Source organism: Hydrogenophaga sp. UC242_53 (assembly GCF_042696965.1).
Classification (GTDB): Bacteria; Pseudomonadota; Gammaproteobacteria; order Burkholderiales; family Burkholderiaceae_C; genus Hydrogenophaga.
In genome coordinates, this window is the sequence record NZ_CP170552.1 from 3,910,398 (window position 1) to 3,932,355 (window position 21,958).

Genomic DNA, 21,958 nt, shown 5'->3' on the forward strand with positions numbered 1-21,958 from the left:
AGCCCCTTTGGCCTCATGGCCAGCAGCGACAATCGCGCATGATTTCCAACAACGACAGCAGCAGCCACCCCTACAGCACCCTCACACCCGACGTGGTGCAGGACGCGCTGGCCCACATCGGCCTGTGGGGGGACGGGCGCCTGAGCGCGCTCAACAGTTTCGAGAACCGCGTGTACCAGATCCATCTGGAGGCGCCGGTGGAGGGGGTGGATCAGGTGGTGGCGAAGTTCTACCGGCCCGGGCGCTGGAGCGATGCGCAGATCGCCGAGGAGCATGCTTTTGCCGAGGAGCTGGTGGCGGCCGAGATTCCGGCGGTGCCGCCGCTGCGCGTGCAGGGCGAGACGCTGCACCACTTCGGCGGCTTCACGTTCGCGGTGAGCCCGCGCCGGGGTGGGCGCCGGCCCGAGCTGGACAATTTCGAGGTGCTGGAGTGGATCGGCCGTTTTCTCGCGCGCATCCACACCGTCGGCGCGCAGCGACCGTTTGCGGTGCGCCCGGCGCTGGATGCCGCGGCCTTCGCGCACGAGCCGCGCGACTGGCTTATGGCGCATGCGGCGATCGCGCCCGAGGTGCGTGGTGCCTGGGCTTCTGCGCTGGAGGAGGCGCTGGCCCTGATCGAGGCGCACCCGGTGCTGCGGGCGGGCGCGGTGGTGGACGAGGACGGCATTCAGCGCATCCGCCTGCACGGGGATTGCCACCCGGGCAACATTCTCTGGACGCCCGAGGGCCAGCCGGGCGCGGGCCCGCATTTCGTGGACCTGGACGATGCGCGCATGGGGCCGGCGGTGCAGGATCTGTGGATGTTGCTGTCGGGCGATCGGCGTCAGCAGATGCAGCAGCTGGGGGCGCTGGTGGACGGCTATGAACAGTTCCGGCCGTTCGATCGCCGTGAGTTGGCGCTGATCGAGCCTCTGCGGACTTTGCGCCTGATCCACTACAGCGCCTGGGTCGCTCGGCGGTGGGACGATCCCGCTTTTCCGATCAACTTTCCCTGGTTCGGCAGCCGGGACTATTGGCAGGGACAGGTGGACATGCTGGTGGAGCAGATCGAGGAGATGCAGGGTGAGCCTTTGATGGCCTGAGTCCTGTTTCTGTTTGAGACCTCGCGGGGGCCGGTGGCGGTGCCCGCGTTCTCCGGCCCTGCTCGCGGGCGTCTGCCTGGGTTCGCCACCACCCTCTCGTCAACACCGCATGCAGTCATCCAACGTGAGGGCAACCGCGAGCAGGGCCGGAGAACGCGCACCCACGCCAGCCACCCTCGCACCATGTCACCCCAATGAAAGCCCCCAACCCCAAAATGGTTGCTCAAAATTAAATTGCACACAATACAAACAACCCATACAGTACCACCCCATGAAGACCGAAAGCCTCCCCAGCGACCAAGCCCTCAAGCTCGACCACCAGTTGTGCTTCGCGCTCTACTCCGCCTCGCTGGCGATGACCAAGCTCTACAAGCCCCTGCTCGAAGAGATGGGCCTCACCTACCCCCAATACCTCGCCATGCTCGTGCTGTGGGAAAACGACGGCGTCACCGTCTCCGAACTCGGTGACCGCCTCTACCTCGACTCCGGCACCCTCACCCCCCTGCTCAAGCGGCTCGAAACCGCCGACCTCGTGACCCGCCTGCGCGACGTGCAGGACGAACGCCGCGTGCTCATCCGCCTCACCGCCGCCGGCCGCAAACTCAAGGCCCGCGCCGCGCGCATCCCCGGCTGCGTGCTGCAAGCCACGCAATGCGACGTGTCCGAAGTGATGGCGCTCACACAGCAGGTGCAAACCCTGCGCGACCGCCTCACCGCCTGATCATTCCCTTTCACCCACCCCCAGCTTCCACCCGAAGCCCTTCAACCTCAGGAGCCACACCATGCCCACCTCCCTCGACAAAGTTCTCTACACCGCCCGCGCCCACACCACCGGCGGCCGCGACGGCGCTTCGCGCAGCGACGACGGCCTGCTCGACGTCAAGCTCTCCCCGCCCAAGGCCATGGGCGGCGCCGGCAACGCCACCAACCCCGAACAGCTCTTCGCCGCTGGTTACTCCGCCTGCTTCATGGGCGCGCTCAAGCACGTCGCCGGCATGAAGAAAGTGGCCGTGCCCGCCGACGCCTCCATCGACGCCGAAGTGGACATCGGCCCGATCCCGGCCGGCTTCGGCATCGCCGCGCGCCTGGCCGTGAGCCTGCCCGGCGTGGACCGCGCCGTGGCCCAGGACCTGGTGGACACCGCCCACAAAGTGTGCCCCTACTCCAACGCCACCCGCGGCAACATCGACGTGACCATCACGCTGAAGTAAGCCCTTCCCTGGCACCCAGCAAAAAAAGCCCACCGGTTCGCACCGGTGGGCTTTTTTTCTGATGCTTTTCGCGGCGCTCAGTTGCGGTCGTGCGGATCGTGGATCACCGTGCTGGTGCCCACCCCCACGCCCACGCTGGCCCCACTGTTGCCGATGCGCGTGCTCGTCCCCACCCCCGCGCCGGCACTGACCTGGCCGCGCTGGTTCACACCCACCCCGACGCCGACCGGTCCGACACCGGTGCTCACACCGGCACTCACCCCGCCGGTGCCCGCGCCCACGCCGATCGAAAACGGGCCCAGGGGCACACCCACCCCGATGCCCACGCCTGCCGAGCCACAGCCGGCCAGCAAGGCGGCTCCCGCCAGCAACACCCCCGCGACACCGCGGAGGACAACAGAGTGGTTTTGAGGTGAAGTGGTCATGGCACGGGTCCTTGAATGCGGAACAGATGCCATTGTGAGCGCGGGTTCAGCCAAAAGTGCCCTCCGTTGTGCAACGTTTCGTCACAAGCCCGCTCAGACGCCCCCCTGGCCCAGGCGCTCGATCGCGTCCGCGAGCCAGTCCGTCGGCAGAGCGGCTGCTTCCACAGGCCGCACCGCCCAGGCGCCGTCCACGGCCACCGCCTCGGCCAGCCCACCCTGCCAGAGCAGCCAGGCCAGCCAGGCGCACTGGGGCGCCGTCGGCCATTCGCCCACCGGCAGGGAGAGCAGCGCCGTCAACACCGTGCCGTCGGCCAGTTGCACATGGTCCCCCTGGAGTTCGCCGCCCAGGGCCTGGGCCAGCACCGACAGGGCGCCCGCACCGTCGCGCCGCGGGCCGAACTCGCGCAGCCACTGGCGCAGGTGGGCCGCGATGGCCGCGCCGCGCTGGGCCTCGGCCTGCATCAGGTCCGCGTGGTCCCAGCGGTTCCAGTCGATGGCCGGCTGGGTGCTGCCCACGCGCAGCGCGGCCTGGGCAAAGCGGTGCAGCGCCTGCTCCACGTCCTCGCTGTGCACCGCCGCGCCCACCATCAACAGCGCCGACAGGCGGTTGGCCAGCAATTGGCCCTGCTGGGCCATCAGCCGGTCGCGCATCAGGCTGTCGCGCTCGCTGCGCAGCTCGGCCAGTTCGAGCGCGTTCTTCAGGTCGGCGCGCAGGCTCTCCAGCTCCCAGGGCTTGTTGATGTAGCGGTAGATCTCGCCGGTGTTGATGGCCTCGATGGCATCGCCCAGTTCGGAATACGCGGTGGTCAGCATGCGCACCACGCCGGGGTAGTACTCGCGCGCATGGCGCAGCAGCTCGTTGCCGTACTCACCCGGCATGCGCTGGTCGCACACCAGCACGGCGATCTCGGCGCCATGCGCCGCGAGCATCGCCCGGCCCTCTTCCACCGAGGTCGCGGTGAGCACCGGTGCCAACGGACTCACCAGGCGCTCGAAGTACTTCAGGGCCATGGCCTCGTCGTCAACGTACAAAATTTTCACGGGCTTCACGGATTCTCCTGACTGGTCATTGCGCGAAAGGGAAATAGAGGGACACGCTGGCGCCTTGGCCGGCCTCGGACCTCACGACGATGGAGCCGCCCAGCGAGGTCATCACGCGGCGGCAGAACACCAGGCCCATGCCGCTGCCCCCGCTGCTGGCGCGGGTGGTCAGGGGTTCGAGCGTCAAGCGGCCCAACACCTCGGCCGGAATGCCGGGGCCGTTGTCGCGCACCTGGATGGCGGCCTGCACCGGCAGGCCCGGCGCGGGGGCCTCGCGCAACAGCACCACGTGCACATTGGGCTGGGCCGGCGGGTTCGGGCGCAGTGCCAGCACCGCATTCTTGACCAGGGTGCAGAGCACGAGGTAGAGCAGGTCCCGGCGGCCGGGCAGCACGAAATCGTCGGCGAGATCGCTGGTGAGCCACTGCGCCTCGTCGTGGTCGAACGGGTATTCCTCGCGCACCGCCTGCACCAGGTCGCTGGCGCGCAGGCTGGGCGCGCTGTCGGGCTGGTAGGCGTCGCGCGCGGTCTGCACGAAGGTCGACACCAGCGACTGCGCGTACTCCGCCCGGCGCTGCGCGGCCTCGATCATGAACAGCACGTCGCCCGGCTTCTGTTCCTGGATGTGCGCCACGCCACGGTCCCCTTCCGTGGGGTCGACATGGCGCTCGCGCATGGCCGACAGGTAACCCTGCACCGTGGCCAGCGGCGTGGTGACCTCGTGCGCCAGAAAACCCAGGGTCTCGCGCAAGGTGGCCGCTCGCCGCTCGATCAGGGCCCGCTCGCGCGCGCGTTCCTGGCTGGCCTGCAGCGCGTCGCGCAGGGACTGCCGGGTCAGCGCTTCGTCCAGCGGCTTCTCCAGGATCTTTTCCACGTGCCCCTGGTTGACAGCGGACATCGCCATGTCCTTGTCGGCGTAGGCCGAGACCAGCAGGCGCGCCACGTGCGGGTACTGCTGGCGGACTTCGCTGAGCAGGGTCACGCCGTCGCGCTGCGGCATGGCGTAGTCGGTGAGCAGCACGGCCACCTCGTGGCCGCGCTGGGCCAACACGGCCAGGGCCTCGTCCGCGCTGCCGGCGGTGAGCACCACGAACTCGTCGCCATACAGGCGGGCAAACCACTTGCAGGCCTGCAGCTCGTCGTCCACCATCAGGATGGCATGGGCGCCCAGCAGGCCGCGCGTCACGGAGGCGTCGTCGGATTTCATTCGGGCCTCGGCAGGTCAAAGGTGAATTCGGTCCAGCTGCCCAGCTCGCTTTCCACCGCCAGCGTACCGCCATGCCGGTGCACGATGCCGTAGCTCACGCTCAGGCCCAGCCCCAGACCGGCCCCCACATCGCGGGTGGTGAAGAAGGGCTCGAACACCCGACTCAGGTTGTCCGGGTCGATGCCCGAGCCGTTGTCGCGCACGGAAACGCCCAGGCGGTGGCCTTGCAGGGTGGCCGTCACCGCGATGCGGGGCTGTTCGCGCTTGGCCGCCTGCAGGGCGAGCGCGGCATTGCTCAACAGGTTGATCAGCACGCCGATGATGGCCGGCTCGTCGCCCAGCACGTGGCTGTCCTGCGGCAGATCGATCACCACGTCGACGCCCTTGAGTTCGTAACCCGCCAGCCGCACGGCCGAGCGCACCGCGTTCTCGAGCAGGAAGGGACGCAGGCTGTCCTGACCGGGCTTCTGGTAGGCGAAGGTCTTGAGGTCGGTGACGATGTTCTGGATGCGCTGCATGCCTTCACGCGCATCGACCAGGCTCTCCTTGAGCATCTCGTCGCTCTGGGCGCCTTTGCAGGTCAGGCCCATGTTGATCGCCATCAGGCTGTAGTTCACCGGGTTGTTGAGCTCGTGCAGCAGGCCGGCCGAGAGCGTGCCGATGGCCGCCATCTTCTCGCGCTGCAGCAGCTGGCCCTTGACCTCGGCCAGCGTCTGGTTGATCTCGCGCAGCGAGGCGTTCTTCTCGGACACCTCGTGCTGCAACTGGAACAGGCGCAGACGGGCCTTCTCGTTGAACCAGGTGCACACCGCGCTGGCCCCGGCGGAGAACAGGATGAACAGCGAATTCGTCACCATGCGCGCCGTGCTGCTGGCCGCGTCGGGGTGCAGCGCACAGGCCACCACATAGAGGACCAGCGTGACGACGCCAAAGCCGATGCCTTCGAAGAAGCTGATCGGCAGGATGATGCCGACCGCGTACAGCGCCAGGTGCAGGCCCACGAAGTAGATCGACTGCGCGCCGTCGGTCTCGTAGATCATGAAGGCGATCATGATCTGCGGCAGCAGCAGCCAGAGCATGGTGAGCGAGCGCACATGGCGGCGACCGAATTCGGTGAACAGCACGCGCAGGATGCCCAGCGTGAGCACCACCACCAGCACGCGCAGCAGGGTGAATTCGAGCAGGCAGTCCGGGTACGAGAAATAGTCCAGGCCGAAGCCCGCGAGCACCAGCACGATGGACGTGATGCTGCCCGCCTTGCTGTAGGTCAGGCGGAAGTCCGAGAGCTGCTGCTCGTAGGGCGAGCTCGGCCGGTCAGCCATTTTCAAGTGCCATGGCCTTCAGGTTTGCGTTGACCACCACTTCCGCGAAGATGTTGACGCCCGTGGCGTCGGTGTACATGATCGCGGGCGCGTTCACCTCTTCCATCACGGACTGCATCTGCTTCTCGTCGCGGTAGATCAGGTGCCACTCCAGCAGGTGCTCCATGCCGTAGCGCTCCGGGTTGTCGGCGTGCACGTTGGTGACCAGCAGATGGGCGCCCGGGTTGCTGCGCGAGAGGAAGTAACGGATCAGCCGCGCGCACACCTTGTCCGACAGGTAGTCGAACAGGCCGGCGCAGTAGACGAAATCGAAACCCTCGCCGTCGGCCGGTGCGGTGTCGCGGGTGGCGCGCTTGAGCAGCTCGTGCACCGATTCCTGCACGTACTCCACCTGCACCTTCGACTTGTGCAGCTGCGCGGCCTCCTCGATCTTCTGGCGCGTGTAGTTCAGGGTCTCCAGGCTGAAATCGATCAGGGTGAACTGCAGGCGCGAGAGGTCTTCGCCGGTGGCGATGAGCTTCTGGATCTCCACGCCCGGTCCGCAGCCCACGTTGAGGATGCGCACCGGCCGGCCCTTGCTGGCGGCGCTGGCCACGGCCTTCTTGAGGAACTCGACCAGGATGTCGATGCGGTTGCGGTGCGCCACGGCCACCGCCGCGCGCAGGAACATGGCGTTGACGAGCTGGATGTAGGTGCTGCTGCCCTGGCGCGGGTCGCCCAGGATCTGGTTGACCATCTCGTAGTCACCCGCATAGCCCAGCGGCTTGGCGAAGGTGCGGTAGACGAAGGGCGCGCGCAGCACCAGGGGGTGCAGCGCCGTCTGTGCGAAAGACCGGTGCAGCAGCGAGTCTTCCACCGGCAGGCGGGAGGCCTCGTCCTCCAGCCGCACCAGGAACTCCTTGCCCTTGATCATCAGGGGCTCGGCCATCGCGCCGAACACCTCGTCGGTCAGGCGCCCGTCGGGCAGGCGCGGCAGGGAATCGACCATGTCGGCCTGGTCGATCCAGCGCGCGGTCTCGGACAGGAAGGCACGGAACTCGCTGATGGTGACCTGGTAGCTCTGCCGGATCTTGAAGCGCGACTCCCAGTCGGCCACGAAACGGGCCGCCTCTTCGCGCACCTGGCTCACGTTGCCCCGGATCGCGTTGAGGTCGGACCATTCGTCGATGAGCGCCACCGAGATCACCGCCATCAGGCCGGTGTTGAGCAGGCTCACCACCACCGCCTTGCCCTTGTAGATGATGCGGTCGCCTGACCGAATGGTCAGCTCGCTGAGCACCTCGCTCACCTGCACGATGGAGTACGGGTTGTAGATCTCCATCACCAGCGAGCGCCGCTGCAGGCTGGTGAGGGTGCCGCGCGCGCTCTCTCCCTGGCTGTTGCGGAAGGTGACGACGTGATCGAATGGTCGCTGTAGGTACACGTTGTGGCCGGTGGATCAGGTGGACGGGGCAGGTGCGGTGCACTGCGCCTTTGAAGACTCCCCGGCCCCGAGTGTAGTCAACCCCCATGCCGTGCTCATGGCACGGGGTTTGTCCTCAGACCAACAGGGCGTTGACGCGCTTCACATAGGCCGCCGGGTCGTCCGGCAGACCGCCTTCGGCCAGCAGGGCCTGGTCGAACAGGATGTGGGCCAGGTCGTCGAAATGCGCGCTGCCTTCGAGCTTTTTCACCAGCGCGTGTTCGGCGTTGACCTCCAGGATCGGCCGCACCTCCGGCGCGGGCTGGCCGGCCTGCTTGAGCATGCGGGCCAGCTGCGTGGAGTAGTCGCCGTCCTCCACCACCAGGCAGGCCGGGGAGTCCACCAGGCGCGAGGTGACGCGCACGTCCTTGGCCTTGTCCTTGAGGCTTTCCCTGAGCCGCTCCAGCACCGGTTTGAAGGTCTCGGCGGCGGCCTCGGCGGCCTTCTTCTCGTCCTCGTCCTGCAGCGAGCCCAGGTCCACCGCGCCCTTGGCCACGCTCTGCAGCGGGGTGCCGTCGAACTCGTGCAGGAAGGACAGCGCCCACTCGTCCACGCGGTCGGTCATCAGCAGCACCTCGATGCCCTTCTTGCGGAACACCTCCAGCTGCGGGCTGTTCTGCGCGGCCGCGCGGTTGTCGGCGGTGATGTAGTAGATCGCGGCCTGGCCTTCCTTCATGCGGGCCTTGTAGTCGGCCAGCGCGGTCAGCGCCGTGCCATGGGTGCTGGCAAAGCGCAGCAACCTGGCGATCTTGTCGCGGTTGGCGAAGTCCTCGCCCAGGCCTTCCTTGAGCACAGCGCCGAACTCGGCGTAGAACGCGGTGTACTTGCCCACGTCCTTCTCGGCCGCGGCCTTGTCCTCGGCCGAGACCACGTCGGTCACGCCGTCCGCGCCTTCGCCCGGCGCCGGCGCCTGGTCCTTCTTCGCCAGGTCTTCCAGCATCGCGAGCACGCGGCGGGTGTTGCCTTCGCGGATCGCCTTCACGTCGCGGCTTTCCTGCAGCAGCTCGCGGCTCACGTTGAGCGGCAGGTCGGCCGAGTCCACCACGCCCTTGACCCAGCGCAGGTAGGAAGGCATCAGGGCCTCGGCCTCGTCCATGATGAAGACGCGCCGCACGTAGAGCTTGATGCCGGCCTTGCGGTCGCGGTTCCAGAGGTCCTGCGGGGCCTTGGCCGGGATGTAGAGCAGCTGGGTGTACTCGGTGCTGCCTTCCACGCGGTTGTGGCTCCAGGCCAGCGGCGCCTCGGTGTCGTAGCTCAGGTTCTTGTAGAACTCGGCGTACTGCTCGTCGCTCACGTCCTTCTTGCTGCGGGCCCACAGCGCGTTGGCCGAGTTCACGGCCTCCCATTCGTCGAGCAGCACCTGCTCGCTCTTCTCGGCGTCCCACTCTTCCTTCTGCATCAGGATGGGCAGGCTGATGTGGTCGGAGTACTTGCCGATGATGGACTTGAGCTTCCAGCGGTCGAGGTAGTCGCTGGCGTCGTCGCGCAGGTGCAGGATCACGCTGGTGCCGCGCGCGGCGCGCTCGAGGGTCTCGACCTCGAAGTCGCCCGTGCCGCCGCTGGTCCAGCGCACGCCCTCGGCCGCCGGCAGGCCGGCGCGGCGCGATTCCACGGTGATCCTGTCGGCCACGATGAAGCCGGAATAGAAGCCCACGCCGAACTGGCCGATGAGCTGGGCGTCCTGCTTCTGGTCGCCCGAGAGGCGGCTCATGAAATCCTTGGTGCCGCTCTTGGCGATGGTGCCCAGGTGGTCGATCGCCTCCTGCGCGCTCATGCCGATGCCGTTGTCCGTGATGGTGATGGTGCGCGCCTCGCGGTCGAAGGCCACGCGCACCTCGAGATTGGGCGCGTCCTCGAACAGGGCCGCGTTGTTCAGCGCCTCGAAGCGCAGCTTGTCGCAGGCGTCCGACGCGTTGGAGACCAGCTCGCGCAGGAAGATGTCGGGGTTGGAATAGAGCGAGTGCGTGACCAGGTGCAGCAGCTGCGCCACTTCGGCCTGGAAGGACAGGGTTTGTTTGCTCATGGGGGTCGACTGACGTGAAAACGAAGGAACGCGCTCCGGAAGAGCGCAACGCGAGGCGGAATTATGGGCTGGCCGCCGGATTTCAAGCCTCGACCACGGCCGGCGCCAGCCAGGCCCGCAGTTGCTCGGCCACCACCGGGCTGGAGAGCAGCTCCAGGTGGCCCGTGCGGTGCACCGTGCGCTGGCTCTCGCGCGCGAACACCAGCCGGTGCCGGGGGTCGTCGTGCTGGCCCAGCGCGCTGCGCAGCGGCACCAGGCCGTCGCCGGTCAGGCGGTCGGCCAGCAGGCCGCGCTGCGGCGCCAGCGTGGCGGCGATGGTGAAGCAGGCCACGCCCTCGGGCAGGGGCAGGGGTTCGCGGTGGTCGGCACTGGAGCCGAAGCGCTCGCGGCCCTGCCAGTCGGCGTCGCGCACGTGGCCGTGGCGCAGGTCGGTGATGCCGGCGCTGCGCAGCTGGCCCAGGCGCGTGAACGGCGCGGTGAAGGGGGTCGAGGCCAGCAGCACGTCCACCCCATGGCCGGCGCGCTCCAGCGGCGCGCCCTGGTGGGGCGTGCCCAGGAACACCAGGTGCTGGAGCAGCGGGCGCCAGCGGTGGTCGGCCTGCCGGCCCTCTTCGCAGGCGGCGCGCGCCACCAGCCCGCCCATGCTGTGGCCGATGAGGGTGATGGAGGCCAGCGGCACTGGCACTGCGCCACCAGCACTTCCAGCTGGCGCGCGAATTCGCGGCCGTTGGTGGAGGTGTGCAGGCCGCTGTTGTAGCGCAGGTAGACCGGCGTGGCGCCCAGGGCCTGCGCGAGGAAGGCGCCGTGGTCGTGGCCGTTGCGTTGCCATTGCGTGTCGTTCATGCACAGGCCGTGCAGCAGCACGATCAGGTGCGGCGTGGCCGGCCCCAGCCGCTGATGCAGCAGCGGCCGGTTCTCCAGCGGCAGGCGCCGGCCCGCGTGGCGCAGTTCCATGGCCTGGGCCAGCGGGTTGCCGGTTTCCAGCAGGCGGTCGCCCAGCACGCCGTTGAGCGCGGCCAGCACGGCCTCGCGGCCGGGCGAGGGCTCGGGGTGGCGCGTGGGGTCGTCCACCATGGGCAGCAAGGCTGCGCAGCGCGCTGTCCAGCCCATGGCCCACCAGCTGCGTGACGCCGCGAATGCCCTGGTAGATCTGGCCGGTCAGGCCGCCGGTGCGGCCCGGCTCGAGGCCGGCGGGCAGGCCCAGGCGGTTGCGCACCGCCTGGTGCACGCCCTCGGCCACGCCGATCGCGCCGGTGGTGGCCTGCGTGACGAGTTGCACCGCGGCCTTCAGGTCGGCCGGGCGCACGTGGCGCAGCAGCGCCTCGCGGGTGGGCTTGAGCGGGGTCATGGGCCATTGTGGCCCCGGAAGGTGCGGGTGTGTGTGACAGGATGCGCGCCGCCGCCCTGCCCTCTCAGGCGGTGTGCGGGTGCCGGGCCGATTCGTAGAGGGCGCGCGCCAGCGCGCGGTGGCGCGCCAGCAGGGGGTCGAGTTCCATGCCCACCAGGCGGCCGTCGCGCACCCGCACGCGGCCGTTGATCACGCTCAGCGCCACGTCCGCGCTCTGGCAGAACACCAGCGCGGCCACCGGGTCGTGGCCGGCACCGGCGTGCGCCACGCCACGCAAGTCGAAGGCCACCAGGTCGGCCGAGAGGCCGGGCACCAGCGCGCCGATGTCGTCGCGGCCCAGCACGCGCGCGCCGCCCAGGGTGGCGATCTCCAGCGCCTCGCGCGCGGTGAGCGCGGCGGGGCCGAAGCCCACGCGCTGCAGCAGCATCGCCTGGCGCACCTCGCCCAGCATGTGGGCGCCGTCGTTGGAGGCGCTGCCGTCCACGCCCAGGCCCACCGGCACGCCCGCGCGGCGCATCGCTCCCACCGGGGCGATGCCCGAGCCCAGGCGCATGTTGGAACACGGGCAGTGCGCCACGCCGGTGCCGGTGCGGCCGAACAGCGCGATGCCCGCCGGGTCGAGCTTGACGCAGTGCGCATGCCACACGTCGCGGCCGACCCAGCCCAGGTCCTCGGCGTACTCGGCCGGCGTCATGCCGAATTTCTCGCGCGAGTAGGCGACGTCGTTGTCGTTCTCCGCCAGGTGCGTGTGCAGCGACACGCCGTGCGAGCGCGCGAGCACGGCCGATTCGCGCATCAGGTCGCGCGAGACCGAGAACGGCGAACACGGCGCGAGCACGATGCGCCGCATGCTGTGGCGCGAGGCGTCGTGCCAGCGGCCGATCAGGCGCTCGCTGTCGGCCAGGATCGCCGCCTCGCTCTCCACCACCGAGTCGGGCGGCAGGCCGCCGGCGCTGCGGCCCACGCTCATGCTGCCGCGCGCGGCGTGGAAGCGCATGCCCATGGCGTCGGCGGCCTCGATGGAATCGTCCAGCCGCGAGCCGTTGGGGAACAGGTAGAGGTGGTCGCTGGTGGTGGTGCAGCCCGAGAGCATCAGCTCGGCCATGGCCGTCTGCGTGGACACGCGCACCATCTCGGGCGTGAGCCGGGCCCACAGCAGGTAGAGGTTGTTGAGCCAGCCGAACAGCTCGGCGTCCTGCGCCTCGGGCACCACGCGCGTGAGGCTCTGGTACATGTGGTGGTGGGTGTTCACCAGCCCGGGCATCAGCACGTGGCCCTGCAGGTCGATGGCTTCGGCGCCGCCGCTGGCGATCGCCTCGCGCCAGGGCGCCGGCAACTCGGCCGTGGGCCCGACCCACTCGATCGCCGGCCCGTTCACCACCACCGCCCCGTCGGCGATCTCGCGCCGCTGGGCGTCCATGGTGACCACCACGTCGGCGTGGCGAAGGATCAGGGGGGCGGCGGCTGCCTGGGCAACAAGGTTCATGTCATTCCGTTCCGTGTGAAGTGCGCGCGGCCAGCAGGAACGAGCGCTCCTTGGACACCACGCCGTGGTAGAAAAGGTTGAGCACCATGGCCGCGCAGGTCCCCAGCACGATACCGCTGTGCGTGAAGGGGTGCGTCCAGGCCGGCAGGTGCTGGAAGAAGTTCGGTGACAGCGTGGGGATGAGCCCCAGGCCGATGGAGATCGCGATCACGTAGAGCGCGTGGCGCTCCTTGCCGTAGTCGATGGCGCCCAGGATGCGCACGCCCGTGGCCGCCACCATGCCGAACATCACGATGCCCGCGCCGCCCAGCACGAAGGCGGGCACCGAAGCCACGATGTGCGCCACCTTGGGGAACAGCGCCAGCAGGATCAGGAAGCCACCCGCCATCGCCGCCACGTAACGCGAGCGCACGCCGGTCACGGTGACGAGCCCGACGTTCTGCGAGAACGAGGTGTAGGGAAAGGTGTTGAACACGCCACCGATCAACGTGCCCAGGCCATCGGCGCGCAGGCCGCGCGTGAGCAGCTGCGGCGTCATGCGGCGGCCGGTGATCTCGCTGAGCGCCAGGAACATGCCGGTCGATTCGACCAGGGTGATCAGCATCACGATGCACATCGAGAGGATGGCCGTGAACTCGAAGCGCGGCAGGCCGAAGTGCAGCGGCGTGGTCACCGCCACCCAGCTGGCGTCCGACAGGCCGTCGAAGTTCATGTAGCCCAGCGCCAGCGACACCACCACGCCGGCCATCACGCCGAGCAGGATCGAGATGTTGGCCCACACGCCCTTGGCGAAGCGCGTGATGCCCAGCACCACCAGCAGCACCAGCGCCGCGATCGCGAGCTTGGCCGGGTCGCCGTAGTCGGGGTTTGCGCACGGCGTGCGCCACGCCGTCGACCATGCGCGTGACCGTGGGCTGCCCGCCCGCGGCCCAGTTGATCGCCACGCCCATGAGCGAGACGCCGATCAGCGTGATGACCGTGCCGGTGACCAGCGGCGGAAACACGCCCAGCAGCCGCCCCATGAGCGGCGCGACCAGCATGCCGAAGAGGCCGGCCACGATGGTGGCGCCGTAGATCGCCTGCAGGCCCAGCGAGGGGTCCAGGCCGATGGCGATCATCGGCCCGACGGCGGCGAAGGTCACGCCCATCATCACCGGCATGCGGATGCCGAAGCCCCACAGGCCCAGCGCCTGGATCAGCGTGGCGATGCCGGCGACCAGCAGGTCGGCGTTGATGAGGAAGGCGATGTCCGCCTTCGACAGGCCCAACGCGCCGCCGACGATGAGCGGCACCGCGACGGTGCCGGCGTACATCACGAGGACGTGCTGCAGGCCCAGGGCCGCGCAGCGGGGGAGGGGAATTTTCTGGTGGACCGCGTCGCTCTCGGGTTTGTCTCCGGCGCCGGTCGTCTTGGTATCGGGAAGCATCTGGGGCCTTTCTGCCGGCTCGCGCACAAGGCGGCGCATCGGCCAGCGGGCGCAGTCTCAGGAGCCCGCTCGCGCGGGCGCAAAGTCAATAAATCACCCCAGGTGTGCACGAAAAGTGCACACCCCGACCCCCGCTTCGTCAGGGCCCGACCAGCGCGCTCTCCAGACCGTCGGTGACGTGCCGCGCCAGCAGCTCGGCCGCCGCGCTCAGCGCCGAGCCCGCGCGCGTCACCAGCGCCAGGCTCTGGGGCCGCAGGCCCGCGTCGCGCAGCGGCACGAACCGCAGCCGGCCGGCGCGCACGTCGTCGGCCACGTCGAGGCGGTTGAGCAGGGTGATGCCCACGCCCTGCGCGGCCAGCTGGCGCATCAGGGCGGTGGAGGTGGTTTCGATCACCGGCGACACGCTCACGGCGGAGCGGCCGAAGGCGCCGTCGAGGATGGGGCGCAGCGACATCGGGGCGGCCGGCAGGATGAGCGGAAAACCCAGGCAGTCGGCCAGGGTGGTGGTGGCGCGATCGGCCAGCGCGTGGCCCGGCGGCACCACCGCGCCCAGCGGCCATTCGCTCGCGAACAGGGTGCGCAGGCCGGTGGTCTCGGGCACGTCGTAGGCCAGCGCGAGTTCGGCGTCGCCCTCGGCCACGGCGCGCAGCACCCCGGCGATGGGCAGGTCCAGCAGCTTGAGGTGGATGCCCGGGTGCGCCGCGCGGCAGCGCTGCACGATGCCGGGCAGAAAGGCGCCGGCCAGGCCGGTGGTGGTGGCGCAGCGAGGCCTCGCCCTGTCGCAGGCCGCGCACCGCCTCGATGTGCTGGCGCACCGCGTCGAAATCGCGCAGGGTGGCGCGCGCATGGGCCAGCACGATCTCGCCGATGGGCGTGAGCTTGAGCTTGTTGTGGATGCGCTCGAACAGCGGCGCGCCCAGCTCCTCCTCCAGGTTGAGGATCTGGCGGTTCACCGCCGTGGGCACCACATGCAGCTGCTCGGCGGCCTTGCGGATCGAGCCCGCGCGCACCACCTCGATGAAATAGCGCAGGACTTTCGCGTGCATGCCGCTCAGAAGCGCTCGTCGGCCCCGAGAAAGCGCCACTGCCCCACCGGCAGGTTGCCCAGCAGCACCCGCCCGATGCGGATGCGCTTCAAGCCCACCACGTGCAGGCCCACCTGCTCGCACATGCGCCGGATCTGGCGCTTCTTGCCCTCGGTGAGCACGAAACGCAGCTGCTCGGGGTTCTGCCAGTCCACCTGCGCGGGCCGCAGGGCCTGGCCGTCCAGGCTCAGGCCGTGGCGCAGCAGGGCGAGCTGCGCGGGCGGAAAGACGGCCTGCACGTCCTGCGCCACCACGCCCGCGCCTTGCGGGCCGTTGGGCGCGAAGTGCACGCGCACCAGGTATTCCTTTTCCACGCCGCTGCTCTCGCCGATCAGGGTGCGCGCCACGCGGCCGTCCTGCGTGAGCACGAGCAGGCCGGTGGAGTCGATGTCGAGCCGCCCGGCCGGTGCCAGGCCGCGCGTGTGTTCGGGCGCGAAACGCCGGCCGTCGCCGGGCATGCGCGCGTCGCCGCGCCACTGGCTGGGCGCGCCGATCAGCGTGGCCGCGGCCTCGTGGCCGTCCTCGGGCTGGCCGCTCACATAGCCCACCGGCTTGTGCAGCAGGATGGTGACCTGCCCGCTCTGCTGGTGGCGCGCCTGCGGCGCGACCTCGACCTGCGCATCGGGCGGCACCGGCTGGCCCATCACCGCGGGCTGGCGATTGACCGTCACCCAGCCGCGCGCGATCCATTCGTCGGCCTCGCGGCGCGAGCACAGGCCGAGGTCGGCCATGCGCTTGTTGAGGCGCACTTCACCGCGCACGTTGCCGACCCGCGCGAGGTCGGGCCGGTGGGCCGGCGGGCGCGGCGCGGGTGCGGGACCGCGCGGCGCTCGCTCGGCGGCGGCCCGGGGGGCCTCGGCGCGGCGCGGGGCCGGGCGCTCGCTGCGCGGCCCTTCGGGGCCACCGCGTGGGGCGCCGTACCCGGGCGAAGGTTCGCGCGGCGGCTTGGGCGCCGAAGCCGACACGCTCTTGGCGCGCGCCGGGCCGGGCGGGCGCACCGGGGCGCGGCGCGGGGCGTAGGGATCGGAGGGGGTCTTGCTGGCAGCGCCCGGTTTCAGCTTGAGCGTGCGGGCGGCGGGTTTGTCGGTCGTCATGGGGGGATCATCCCTCATCCAATGTGCCGGAGCGCAAGGCCACCAGATCGAGCACGCGCAGGCCCCCGTATTCCACGCGGATCCAGCCCTTGGCCGCCAGCGTGGTCAGCGCCTCGTTGACGCGCTGGCGCGAGAGGCCTACCAGGTAGGCCAGCTCCTGCTGGGTGATGCGCAGCACACCGCCCACGTTGGGCGAGAGCAGCGGGTGGAACAGCGAGGCCAGGTTGCGCGCCACGCGCAGGTCGGGGCTGTTGAGGCGGTCGATCTCGCGCGCCGCGATGAACTGGCCCAGGCGCTCGTTGAGCTGGTGCATCACGAAGCGGTTGAAGCCGATCGAGTGGTCCAGCAGCCAGTCGAAGGTCTCCACCGGCAGGCCGGCCACGCGGCTGCGGCGCAAGGCGAGGATGTTGTAGCGGTACTGCTCGTGCTTGAGCACCGTGCCTTCGCCGAACCAGCCCCCCGGCGCCACGCCGGTGAAGGTGATCACCGGGCCCTGCGAATCGTCGTTGCTCATCTTGAGCAGGCCGTCGACCAGGCCGAACCAGTAGGTGACCGGGCGGCCGAAGCGGCAGATGTGGTCGCCCGCCTCGGCATCGCCCACCACCAGCGCGGCCACGGCGCGCTCGCGCTCGGTGGGCGTGAGGCTTTTCAGCCAGGGAATCTCGGCCAGTTCCTCCTGAGTGGGCGGGCGCGCGCGGTCGCGCAGAACGGTGCCGGAACGGCGGGAGGTCAAGGCGCTCATGGGTGGGAATGGTCTAGGGAAAGTCCTAGGAGGGTTGACCCCAGATTGTCGTCGAACCGACAACATAACGTCAAACGAAGGCCTACCATGCGCAGCAGAACGAAATGTCTCAACCGGGACATTTCAAGCACCGGCGCCACGGCACCGGCCTCAGGAGACACGCATGCAACACACGTTCCCCCGGCTGCTGCTGGGCCACGCGCAAAGCCACCCGGAGGGTGCGGCGATGCGCGAGAAGGAATACGGCATCTGGCAGACGACGACGTGGGCCGGCATGGCCGAGCTGGTGGAGCGCCTGGCCTGCGGGCTGCACCAGGCGGGCCTGCAGCGCGGCGAGCACATGGTGGTCATCGGCGCCAACCGCCCGCGCCTGTACGCCACGATGCTGGCCGCGCAGTCGCTGGGCGCGATCCCGATCCCGCTGTACCAGGACGCGGTGGCCGCCGAGTGCGTCTTCCCGATCAACAACGCCGAGGTGCGCTTCTGCGTGGTGGAAGACCAGGAGCAGGTCGACAAGATGCTGGAGATCCGCGAGCGCTGCCCGCAGCTCAGCCACCTCTACTACGACGACCCGCGCGGCCTGCGCAACTACGACCAGCCCGGCCTGCGCAGCATGGCCTCGCTCATCGAAGCCGGCCAGGCCCACGCCAAGGCCCACCCCCAGCTGTTTCGCGAACAGGTGGAGCTGGGCCGCACCGAGGACGTGGCCGCCATGTTCTTCACCAGCGGCACCACCGGCAACCCCAAGGGCGTGGTGCACACCCACCAGACCCTCATCAACCGCGCCACCGTGGGCGCCAGGTTCGACAAGCTCACCCGCGAAGACGAGATCCTGGCCTACCTGCCCCCGGCCTGGATCGGGCAGAACATCTTCAGCTACGCGCAGTGGCTGGTGGCCGGCTACGTGGTGAACTGCCCGGAGTCGGCCTCCACGGTCACGATCGACCTCAAGGAAGTCGGCCCGACCTACTACTTCGCGCCGCCGCGCATCTTCGAAGGCCTGCTCACCAGCGTGATGATCCGCATGGAAGACGCCGGCGCGATCAAGCGCGGCATGTTCCACCGCTTCATGGCGCTGGCCCGCCGCGTGGGCCCGGACCGCATGGACGGCAAACCCATCGGCCTGCTCGACTCGATCAAGTACCGCCTGGGCGACTGGCTGGTCTACGGCCCGCTGCGCAACAACCTGGGCATGAGCCGCGTGCGCGTGGCCTACACCGCGGGCGAAGCCATCGGGCCCGACCTCTTCAGCTTCTACCGCTCCATCGGCATCAACATGAAGCAGCTCTACGGCTCCACCGAGACGGCCGTGTTCGTCTGCCTGCAGCCCGACCACGAGGCCCGCGCCGACACCGTGGGCGTGCCCTGCGAGGGCGTGGAGATCAAGCTCTCCGAGACCGGCGAGATCCTGGTCAAGTCCCCCGGTCTGCTCAAGGGCTACTACAAGAACGAGGCCGCCACGGCCGAGGTGCTCACCGCCGACGGCTGGTACCACACCAGCGACGCGGGCTTCATCGACGCCTCGGGGCACCTGAAGATCATCGACCGCGTCAAGGACGTGGGGCGCCTGAAGGGCGGCGCGCACGACGGCGCCATGTTCGCGCCCAAGTACGTGGAGAACAAGCTCAAGTTCTTCTCCCACATCAAGGAGGCCGTGGCCTACGGCGATCAGCGCGAGCGGGTCTGCGTGATGGTCAACATCGACTTCGAGGCGGTGGGCAACTGGGCCGAGCGGCGCAACCTGCCCTACGCGGGCTACACCGACCTGGCGCAGAAGCCCGAGGTGTACGAGCTGATCCGCGAGTGCGTGGAGAAGGTCAACGCCGACCTCAGCCGCGACGAGCTGCTCGCGGGCAGCCAGATCAGCCGCTTCCTGGTGCTGCACAAGGAGCTGGACGCCGACGACGGCGAGCTCACCCGCACCAACAAGGTGCGCCGCGGCTTCATCGCCGAGAAGTACGGCGTGCTGGTCGAGGCGCTGTACGGCGGCAAGGCCGAGCAGTACATCCAGACGCAGGTGAAGTTCGAGGACGGGCGCACCGGCTCGGTCAGCGCCACGCTCAAGCTGAGCGACGCCAAGACCTTCACCCCCGTCAAGGCCGCAGCCTGATTGAGCCAGACCCCAACATGACACAGAAGAAGATCGGCGACGTCGTCCTCAACGTCCAGAACATCAGCCTGCGCTTTGGCGGCGTCAAGGCGCTGACCGACATCAGCTTTGACGTGCGCGAGCACGAGGTGCGCGCCATCATCGGGCCCAACGGCGCGGGCAAGAGCTCCATGCTCAACTGCATCAACGGGGTGTACCAGCCCCAGGAGGGCTCGATCAGCTTCCGGGGCCGCACCTTCAGGCACATGAACAGCCGCCAGGTGGCCGAGATGGGCATCGCGCGCACCTTCCAGAACCTGGCCCTCTTCAAGGGCATGAGCGTGATCGACAACCTCATGACCGGGCGCAACCTGCGCATCAGGAGCGGGCTGCTCGCGCAGGCCTTCCGCAACCCCTTCGGCATCGGAGGGGCGCAGAAGGAAGAAGAAGCGCACCGCGAGTTCGTCGAACACATCATCGACTTCCTGGAGATCCAGGCCTACCGCAAGACGCCGGTGGGGCAGCTGCCCTACGGGCTGCAGAAGCGCGTGGACCTGGGCCGAGCGCTGGCCATGGAGCCGCAGGTGCTGCTGCTGGACGAGCCGATGGCGGGCATGAACCTGGAGGAGAAGCAGGACATGAGCCGCTTCATCCTGGACGTGAACGACGAGTTCGGCACCACCATCGTGCTGATCGAACACGACATGGGCGTGGTGATGGACATCTCCGACCGCGTGGTGGTGCTGGACTACGGCAAGAAGATCGGCGACGGCACCCCCGAGGAAGTCCGCCGCAACGAGGAGGTCATCAGCGCCTACCTCGGCACGAGTCACTGAACGAGAACGACACCATGGCATTTTTTCTTGAGACTCTCTTCGGCGGCCTGATGGTGGGCATGCTGTATTCCCTGGTCGCGCTGGGCTTCGTGCTGATCTTCAAGGCCTCGGGCGTCTTCAACTTCGCCCAGGGCGCCATGGTGCTCTTCGCCGCCCTGGCCATGGCCCGCTTCTCCGAGTGGATCCCCCTGTGGACCGGCGTCGAGAACAAGTGGGTGGCCAACGCCGCGGCCTTCGTGGCGGCGGGCGCGCTGATGTTCGCCATGGCCTGGCTGATCGAGCGGCTGGTGCTGCGCCACCTGGTGAACCAGGAGGCCGCCACGCTGCTGATGGCCACGCTGGGCATCACCTACTTCATCGACGGCCTGGGCCAGAGCCTGTTCGGCAGCAACATCTACAAGATCGACATCGGCATGCCCAAGGACCCGGTGTTCGTGCTGGACTCGGTGTTCCAGGGCGGCCTGCTGCTCAACCAGGAAGACGTCATCGCCGCGGCCATCGCCGCCGCGATGGTGATCGCGCTCAGCCTGTTCTTCCAGAAGACGGCCACCGGCCGGGCCCTGCGCGCCGTGGCCGACGACCACCAGGCCGCGCAATCCATCGGCATCCCGCTCAACCGCATCTGGGTCATCGTCTGGTGCGTGGCCGGCCTCGTGGCGCTGGTGGCCGGGATGATCTGGGGCTCCAAGCTGGGCGTGCAGTTCTCGCTCACCACCATCGCGCTGCGCGCGCTGCCGGTGGTGATCCTGGGCGGCCTCACCTCCGTGCCCGGCGCCATCATCGGCGGCTTGATCATCGGCGTGGGCGAGAAGCTCTCCGAGGTCTACCTCGGGCCGTTCGTGGGCGGCGGCATCGAGATCTGGTTCGCCTATGTGCTGGCGCTGGTGTTCCTGCTGTTCCGGCCCCAGGGCCTGTTCGGCGAAAAGATCATCGATCGCGTGTGACCCAGAACAAAAAAGAGAAAGCCCGCCATGTTCTATCGTGAAAACGGTCAATTCAAGACCACCTACCGCGCCGACCAGCAGATCTTCCCGATCGCGCAGGACCGCTGGTTCATCCTGGCCCTGATCGCGCTGGCCTTCGTCGCCGTGCCCATGCTCGCCAGCGACTACCTGATGCGCGCCATCCTGATCCCCTTCCTGATCTTCTCGCTCGCCGCCGTGGGCGTGAACATCCTGGTGGGCTACTGCGGCCAGATCTCGCTGGGCTCGGGTGCCTTCATGGCCGTGGGGGCCTATGGCGCCTACAACTTCTTCGTGCGCGTGCCCGGCATGCCGCTGGTCCCGGCGCTGATCCTGGGTGGGCTGTGCGCCACGCTGTTCGGCATCCTGTTCGGCCTGCCCAGCCTGCGCGTGCGCGGTCTGTACCTCGCGGTGCGCCACGCTGGCCGCGCAGTTCTTCGCCGACTGGATGTTCCTGCGCATCAAGTGGTTCACGCTGGACACGCCCTCGGGCTCGGTGGCGGTGTCCAACCTGCAGGTCTTCGGCCTGCCGCTGGAGAGCGCCGCAAGCAAGTACCTGTTCTGCCTGGCGGTGCTGGCGGTCATCGCGCTGCTGGCCAAGAACCTGGTGCGCAGCGCCATCGGCCGCGAGTGGATGGCGATCCGCGACATGGACGTGGCCGCCGCCGTGATCGGCATCCGCCCGATGTACGCCAAGCTCAGCGCCTTCGCGGTGAGCAGCTTCATCATCGGCGTGGCCGGCGCGCTCTGGGCCTTCGTCTACCTCGGCGCGTGGGAGCCCTCGGCGTTCTCCGTGGACTACTCCTTCCGCCTGCTGTTCATGGTGATCATCGGCGGCCTGGGTTCCATCATGGGCAGCTTCTTCGGCGCGGCCTTCATCGTCGTGCTGCCCATCGCCCTGAGCCAGTTCCTGCCCTTCGTGGCCGGCCTGTTCGGCTTCTCCATTTCCACCACCGCGGTCTCGCACGCCGAGCTGATGATCTTCGGTGGGTTGATCGTGTGGTTCCTGATCGTCGAGCCCCATGGGCTGGCGCGGCTGTGGTCCATCGGCAAACAGAAGCTGCGCCTGTGGCCCTTCCCGCACTGAGCGGCAGGTTGCTCGCAAGTACCGATGTT

At 68.9% G+C, this 21,958-nt stretch carries 15 protein-coding genes and 4 pseudogenes; 7 read left to right on the forward strand and 12 right to left on the reverse strand.

The features are described from left to right. Positions 1 to 38 precede the first annotated feature (38 nt). The 3 genes from ACFJI0_RS19650 to ACFJI0_RS19660 all read left to right on the forward strand — a co-directional run bounded on the left by ACFJI0_RS19650 (position 39) and on the right by ACFJI0_RS19660 (position 2,293). Positions 39 to 1,082 (forward strand): serine/threonine protein kinase, encoded by a 1,044-nt coding sequence (locus tag ACFJI0_RS19650; RefSeq protein WP_382321994.1) that lies wholly within the window; start codon positions 39 to 41, stop codon positions 1,080 to 1,082. Between the two features lie 271 nt (positions 1,083 to 1,353). Beyond that, positions 1,354 to 1,803, forward strand: coding sequence for a MarR family winged helix-turn-helix transcriptional regulator (locus ACFJI0_RS19655; RefSeq protein WP_382321996.1), 450 nt, complete (start codon positions 1,354 to 1,356; stop codon positions 1,801 to 1,803). A 61-nt stretch (positions 1,804 to 1,864) separates the two neighbouring features. Beyond that, the gene (locus ACFJI0_RS19660) at positions 1,865 to 2,293 is read left to right on the forward strand and encodes an organic hydroperoxide resistance protein (protein ID WP_382321998.1); all 429 of its coding nucleotides are present in this window, start codon (positions 1,865 to 1,867) and stop codon (positions 2,291 to 2,293) included. 92 nt (positions 2,294 to 2,385) lie between these two features. Here the strand turns inward: ACFJI0_RS19660 and ACFJI0_RS19665 are convergent. From ACFJI0_RS19665 to ACFJI0_RS19720, 12 genes and pseudogenes are all read right to left on the reverse strand, one after another. Next, positions 2,386 to 2,718 (reverse strand): annotated as a pseudogene (locus ACFJI0_RS19665) (hypothetical protein); the annotation flags it as partial. A gap of 93 nt (positions 2,719 to 2,811) precedes the next feature. Continuing rightward, on the reverse strand, positions 2,812 to 3,759 hold the full coding sequence (locus ACFJI0_RS19670; protein WP_382322000.1) for a response regulator: 948 nt from the start codon (positions 3,757 to 3,759) through the stop codon (positions 2,812 to 2,814). 25 nt (positions 3,760 to 3,784) lie between these two features. After that, entirely contained in the window at positions 3,785 to 4,966 is a 1,182-nt protein-coding gene (locus ACFJI0_RS19675; RefSeq protein ID WP_382322002.1) for an ATP-binding protein, read from the reverse strand. Beyond that, complete coding sequence (locus ACFJI0_RS19680; protein ID WP_382325743.1) at positions 4,963 to 6,288, reverse strand: sensor histidine kinase; 1,326 nt, start codon at positions 6,286 to 6,288, stop codon at positions 4,963 to 4,965. The genes ACFJI0_RS19675 and ACFJI0_RS19680 overlap by 4 nt, the downstream gene beginning before the upstream one ends. After that, positions 6,281 to 7,711, reverse strand: a complete 1,431-nt coding sequence (locus ACFJI0_RS19685) for a class I SAM-dependent methyltransferase (RefSeq protein ID WP_382322004.1) — start codon at positions 7,709 to 7,711, stop codon at positions 6,281 to 6,283. Before ACFJI0_RS19685 ends, ACFJI0_RS19680 begins: the two co-directional genes overlap by 8 nt. Before the next feature lie 115 nt (positions 7,712 to 7,826). Beyond that, positions 7,827 to 9,773: a molecular chaperone HtpG gene (gene htpG / locus ACFJI0_RS19690; protein WP_382322007.1), complete on the reverse strand. Its 1,947-nt coding sequence runs from the start codon at positions 9,771 to 9,773 to the stop codon at positions 7,827 to 7,829. An 82-nt stretch (positions 9,774 to 9,855) separates the two neighbouring features. Beyond that, positions 9,856 to 11,121, reverse strand: coding sequence for an alpha/beta hydrolase (locus ACFJI0_RS19695; RefSeq protein ID WP_382322009.1), 1,266 nt, complete (start codon positions 11,119 to 11,121; stop codon positions 9,856 to 9,858). 64 nt (positions 11,122 to 11,185) lie between these two features. Beyond that, positions 11,186 to 12,607 (reverse strand): 8-oxoguanine deaminase, encoded by a 1,422-nt coding sequence (locus ACFJI0_RS19700; RefSeq protein WP_382322011.1) that lies wholly within the window; start codon positions 12,605 to 12,607, stop codon positions 11,186 to 11,188. A gap of 1 nt (position 12,608) precedes the next feature. Further along, positions 12,609 to 14,034, reverse strand: a pseudogene (locus ACFJI0_RS19705) (nucleobase:cation symporter-2 family protein). A gap of 139 nt (positions 14,035 to 14,173) precedes the next feature. Further along, positions 14,174 to 15,080 (reverse strand): annotated as a pseudogene (locus ACFJI0_RS19710) (LysR family transcriptional regulator). 5 nt (positions 15,081 to 15,085) lie between these two features. Continuing rightward, entirely contained in the window at positions 15,086 to 16,213 is a 1,128-nt protein-coding gene (locus ACFJI0_RS19715) for a pseudouridine synthase (RefSeq protein WP_382322013.1), read from the reverse strand. A gap of 7 nt (positions 16,214 to 16,220) precedes the next feature. Further along, positions 16,221 to 16,955 (reverse strand): Crp/Fnr family transcriptional regulator, encoded by a 735-nt coding sequence (locus ACFJI0_RS19720; protein WP_382322015.1) that lies wholly within the window; start codon positions 16,953 to 16,955, stop codon positions 16,221 to 16,223. A 163-nt stretch (positions 16,956 to 17,118) separates the two neighbouring features. Here ACFJI0_RS19720 and ACFJI0_RS19725 point away from each other — a divergent pair, with 163 nt between their 5' ends. The 4 genes and pseudogenes from ACFJI0_RS19725 to ACFJI0_RS19740 all read left to right on the forward strand — a co-directional run bounded on the left by ACFJI0_RS19725 (position 17,119) and on the right by ACFJI0_RS19740 (position 21,929). Next, positions 17,119 to 19,065: an AMP-binding protein gene (locus ACFJI0_RS19725; RefSeq protein WP_382322017.1), complete on the forward strand. Its 1,947-nt coding sequence runs from the start codon at positions 17,119 to 17,121 to the stop codon at positions 19,063 to 19,065. 17 nt (positions 19,066 to 19,082) lie between these two features. Continuing rightward, positions 19,083 to 19,880 carry an ABC transporter ATP-binding protein gene (locus ACFJI0_RS19730; protein WP_382322018.1) on the forward strand — a complete coding sequence of 266 codons (798 nt, stop codon included), beginning with the start codon at positions 19,083 to 19,085 and terminating at the stop codon, positions 19,878 to 19,880. A 14-nt stretch (positions 19,881 to 19,894) separates the two neighbouring features. After that, entirely contained in the window at positions 19,895 to 20,824 is a 930-nt protein-coding gene (locus ACFJI0_RS19735) for a branched-chain amino acid ABC transporter permease (RefSeq protein ID WP_382153993.1), read from the forward strand. 27 nt (positions 20,825 to 20,851) lie between these two features. Then, a pseudogene (locus tag ACFJI0_RS19740) lies at positions 20,852 to 21,929 on the forward strand (branched-chain amino acid ABC transporter permease). Positions 21,930 to 21,958: the final 29 nt, after the last annotated feature.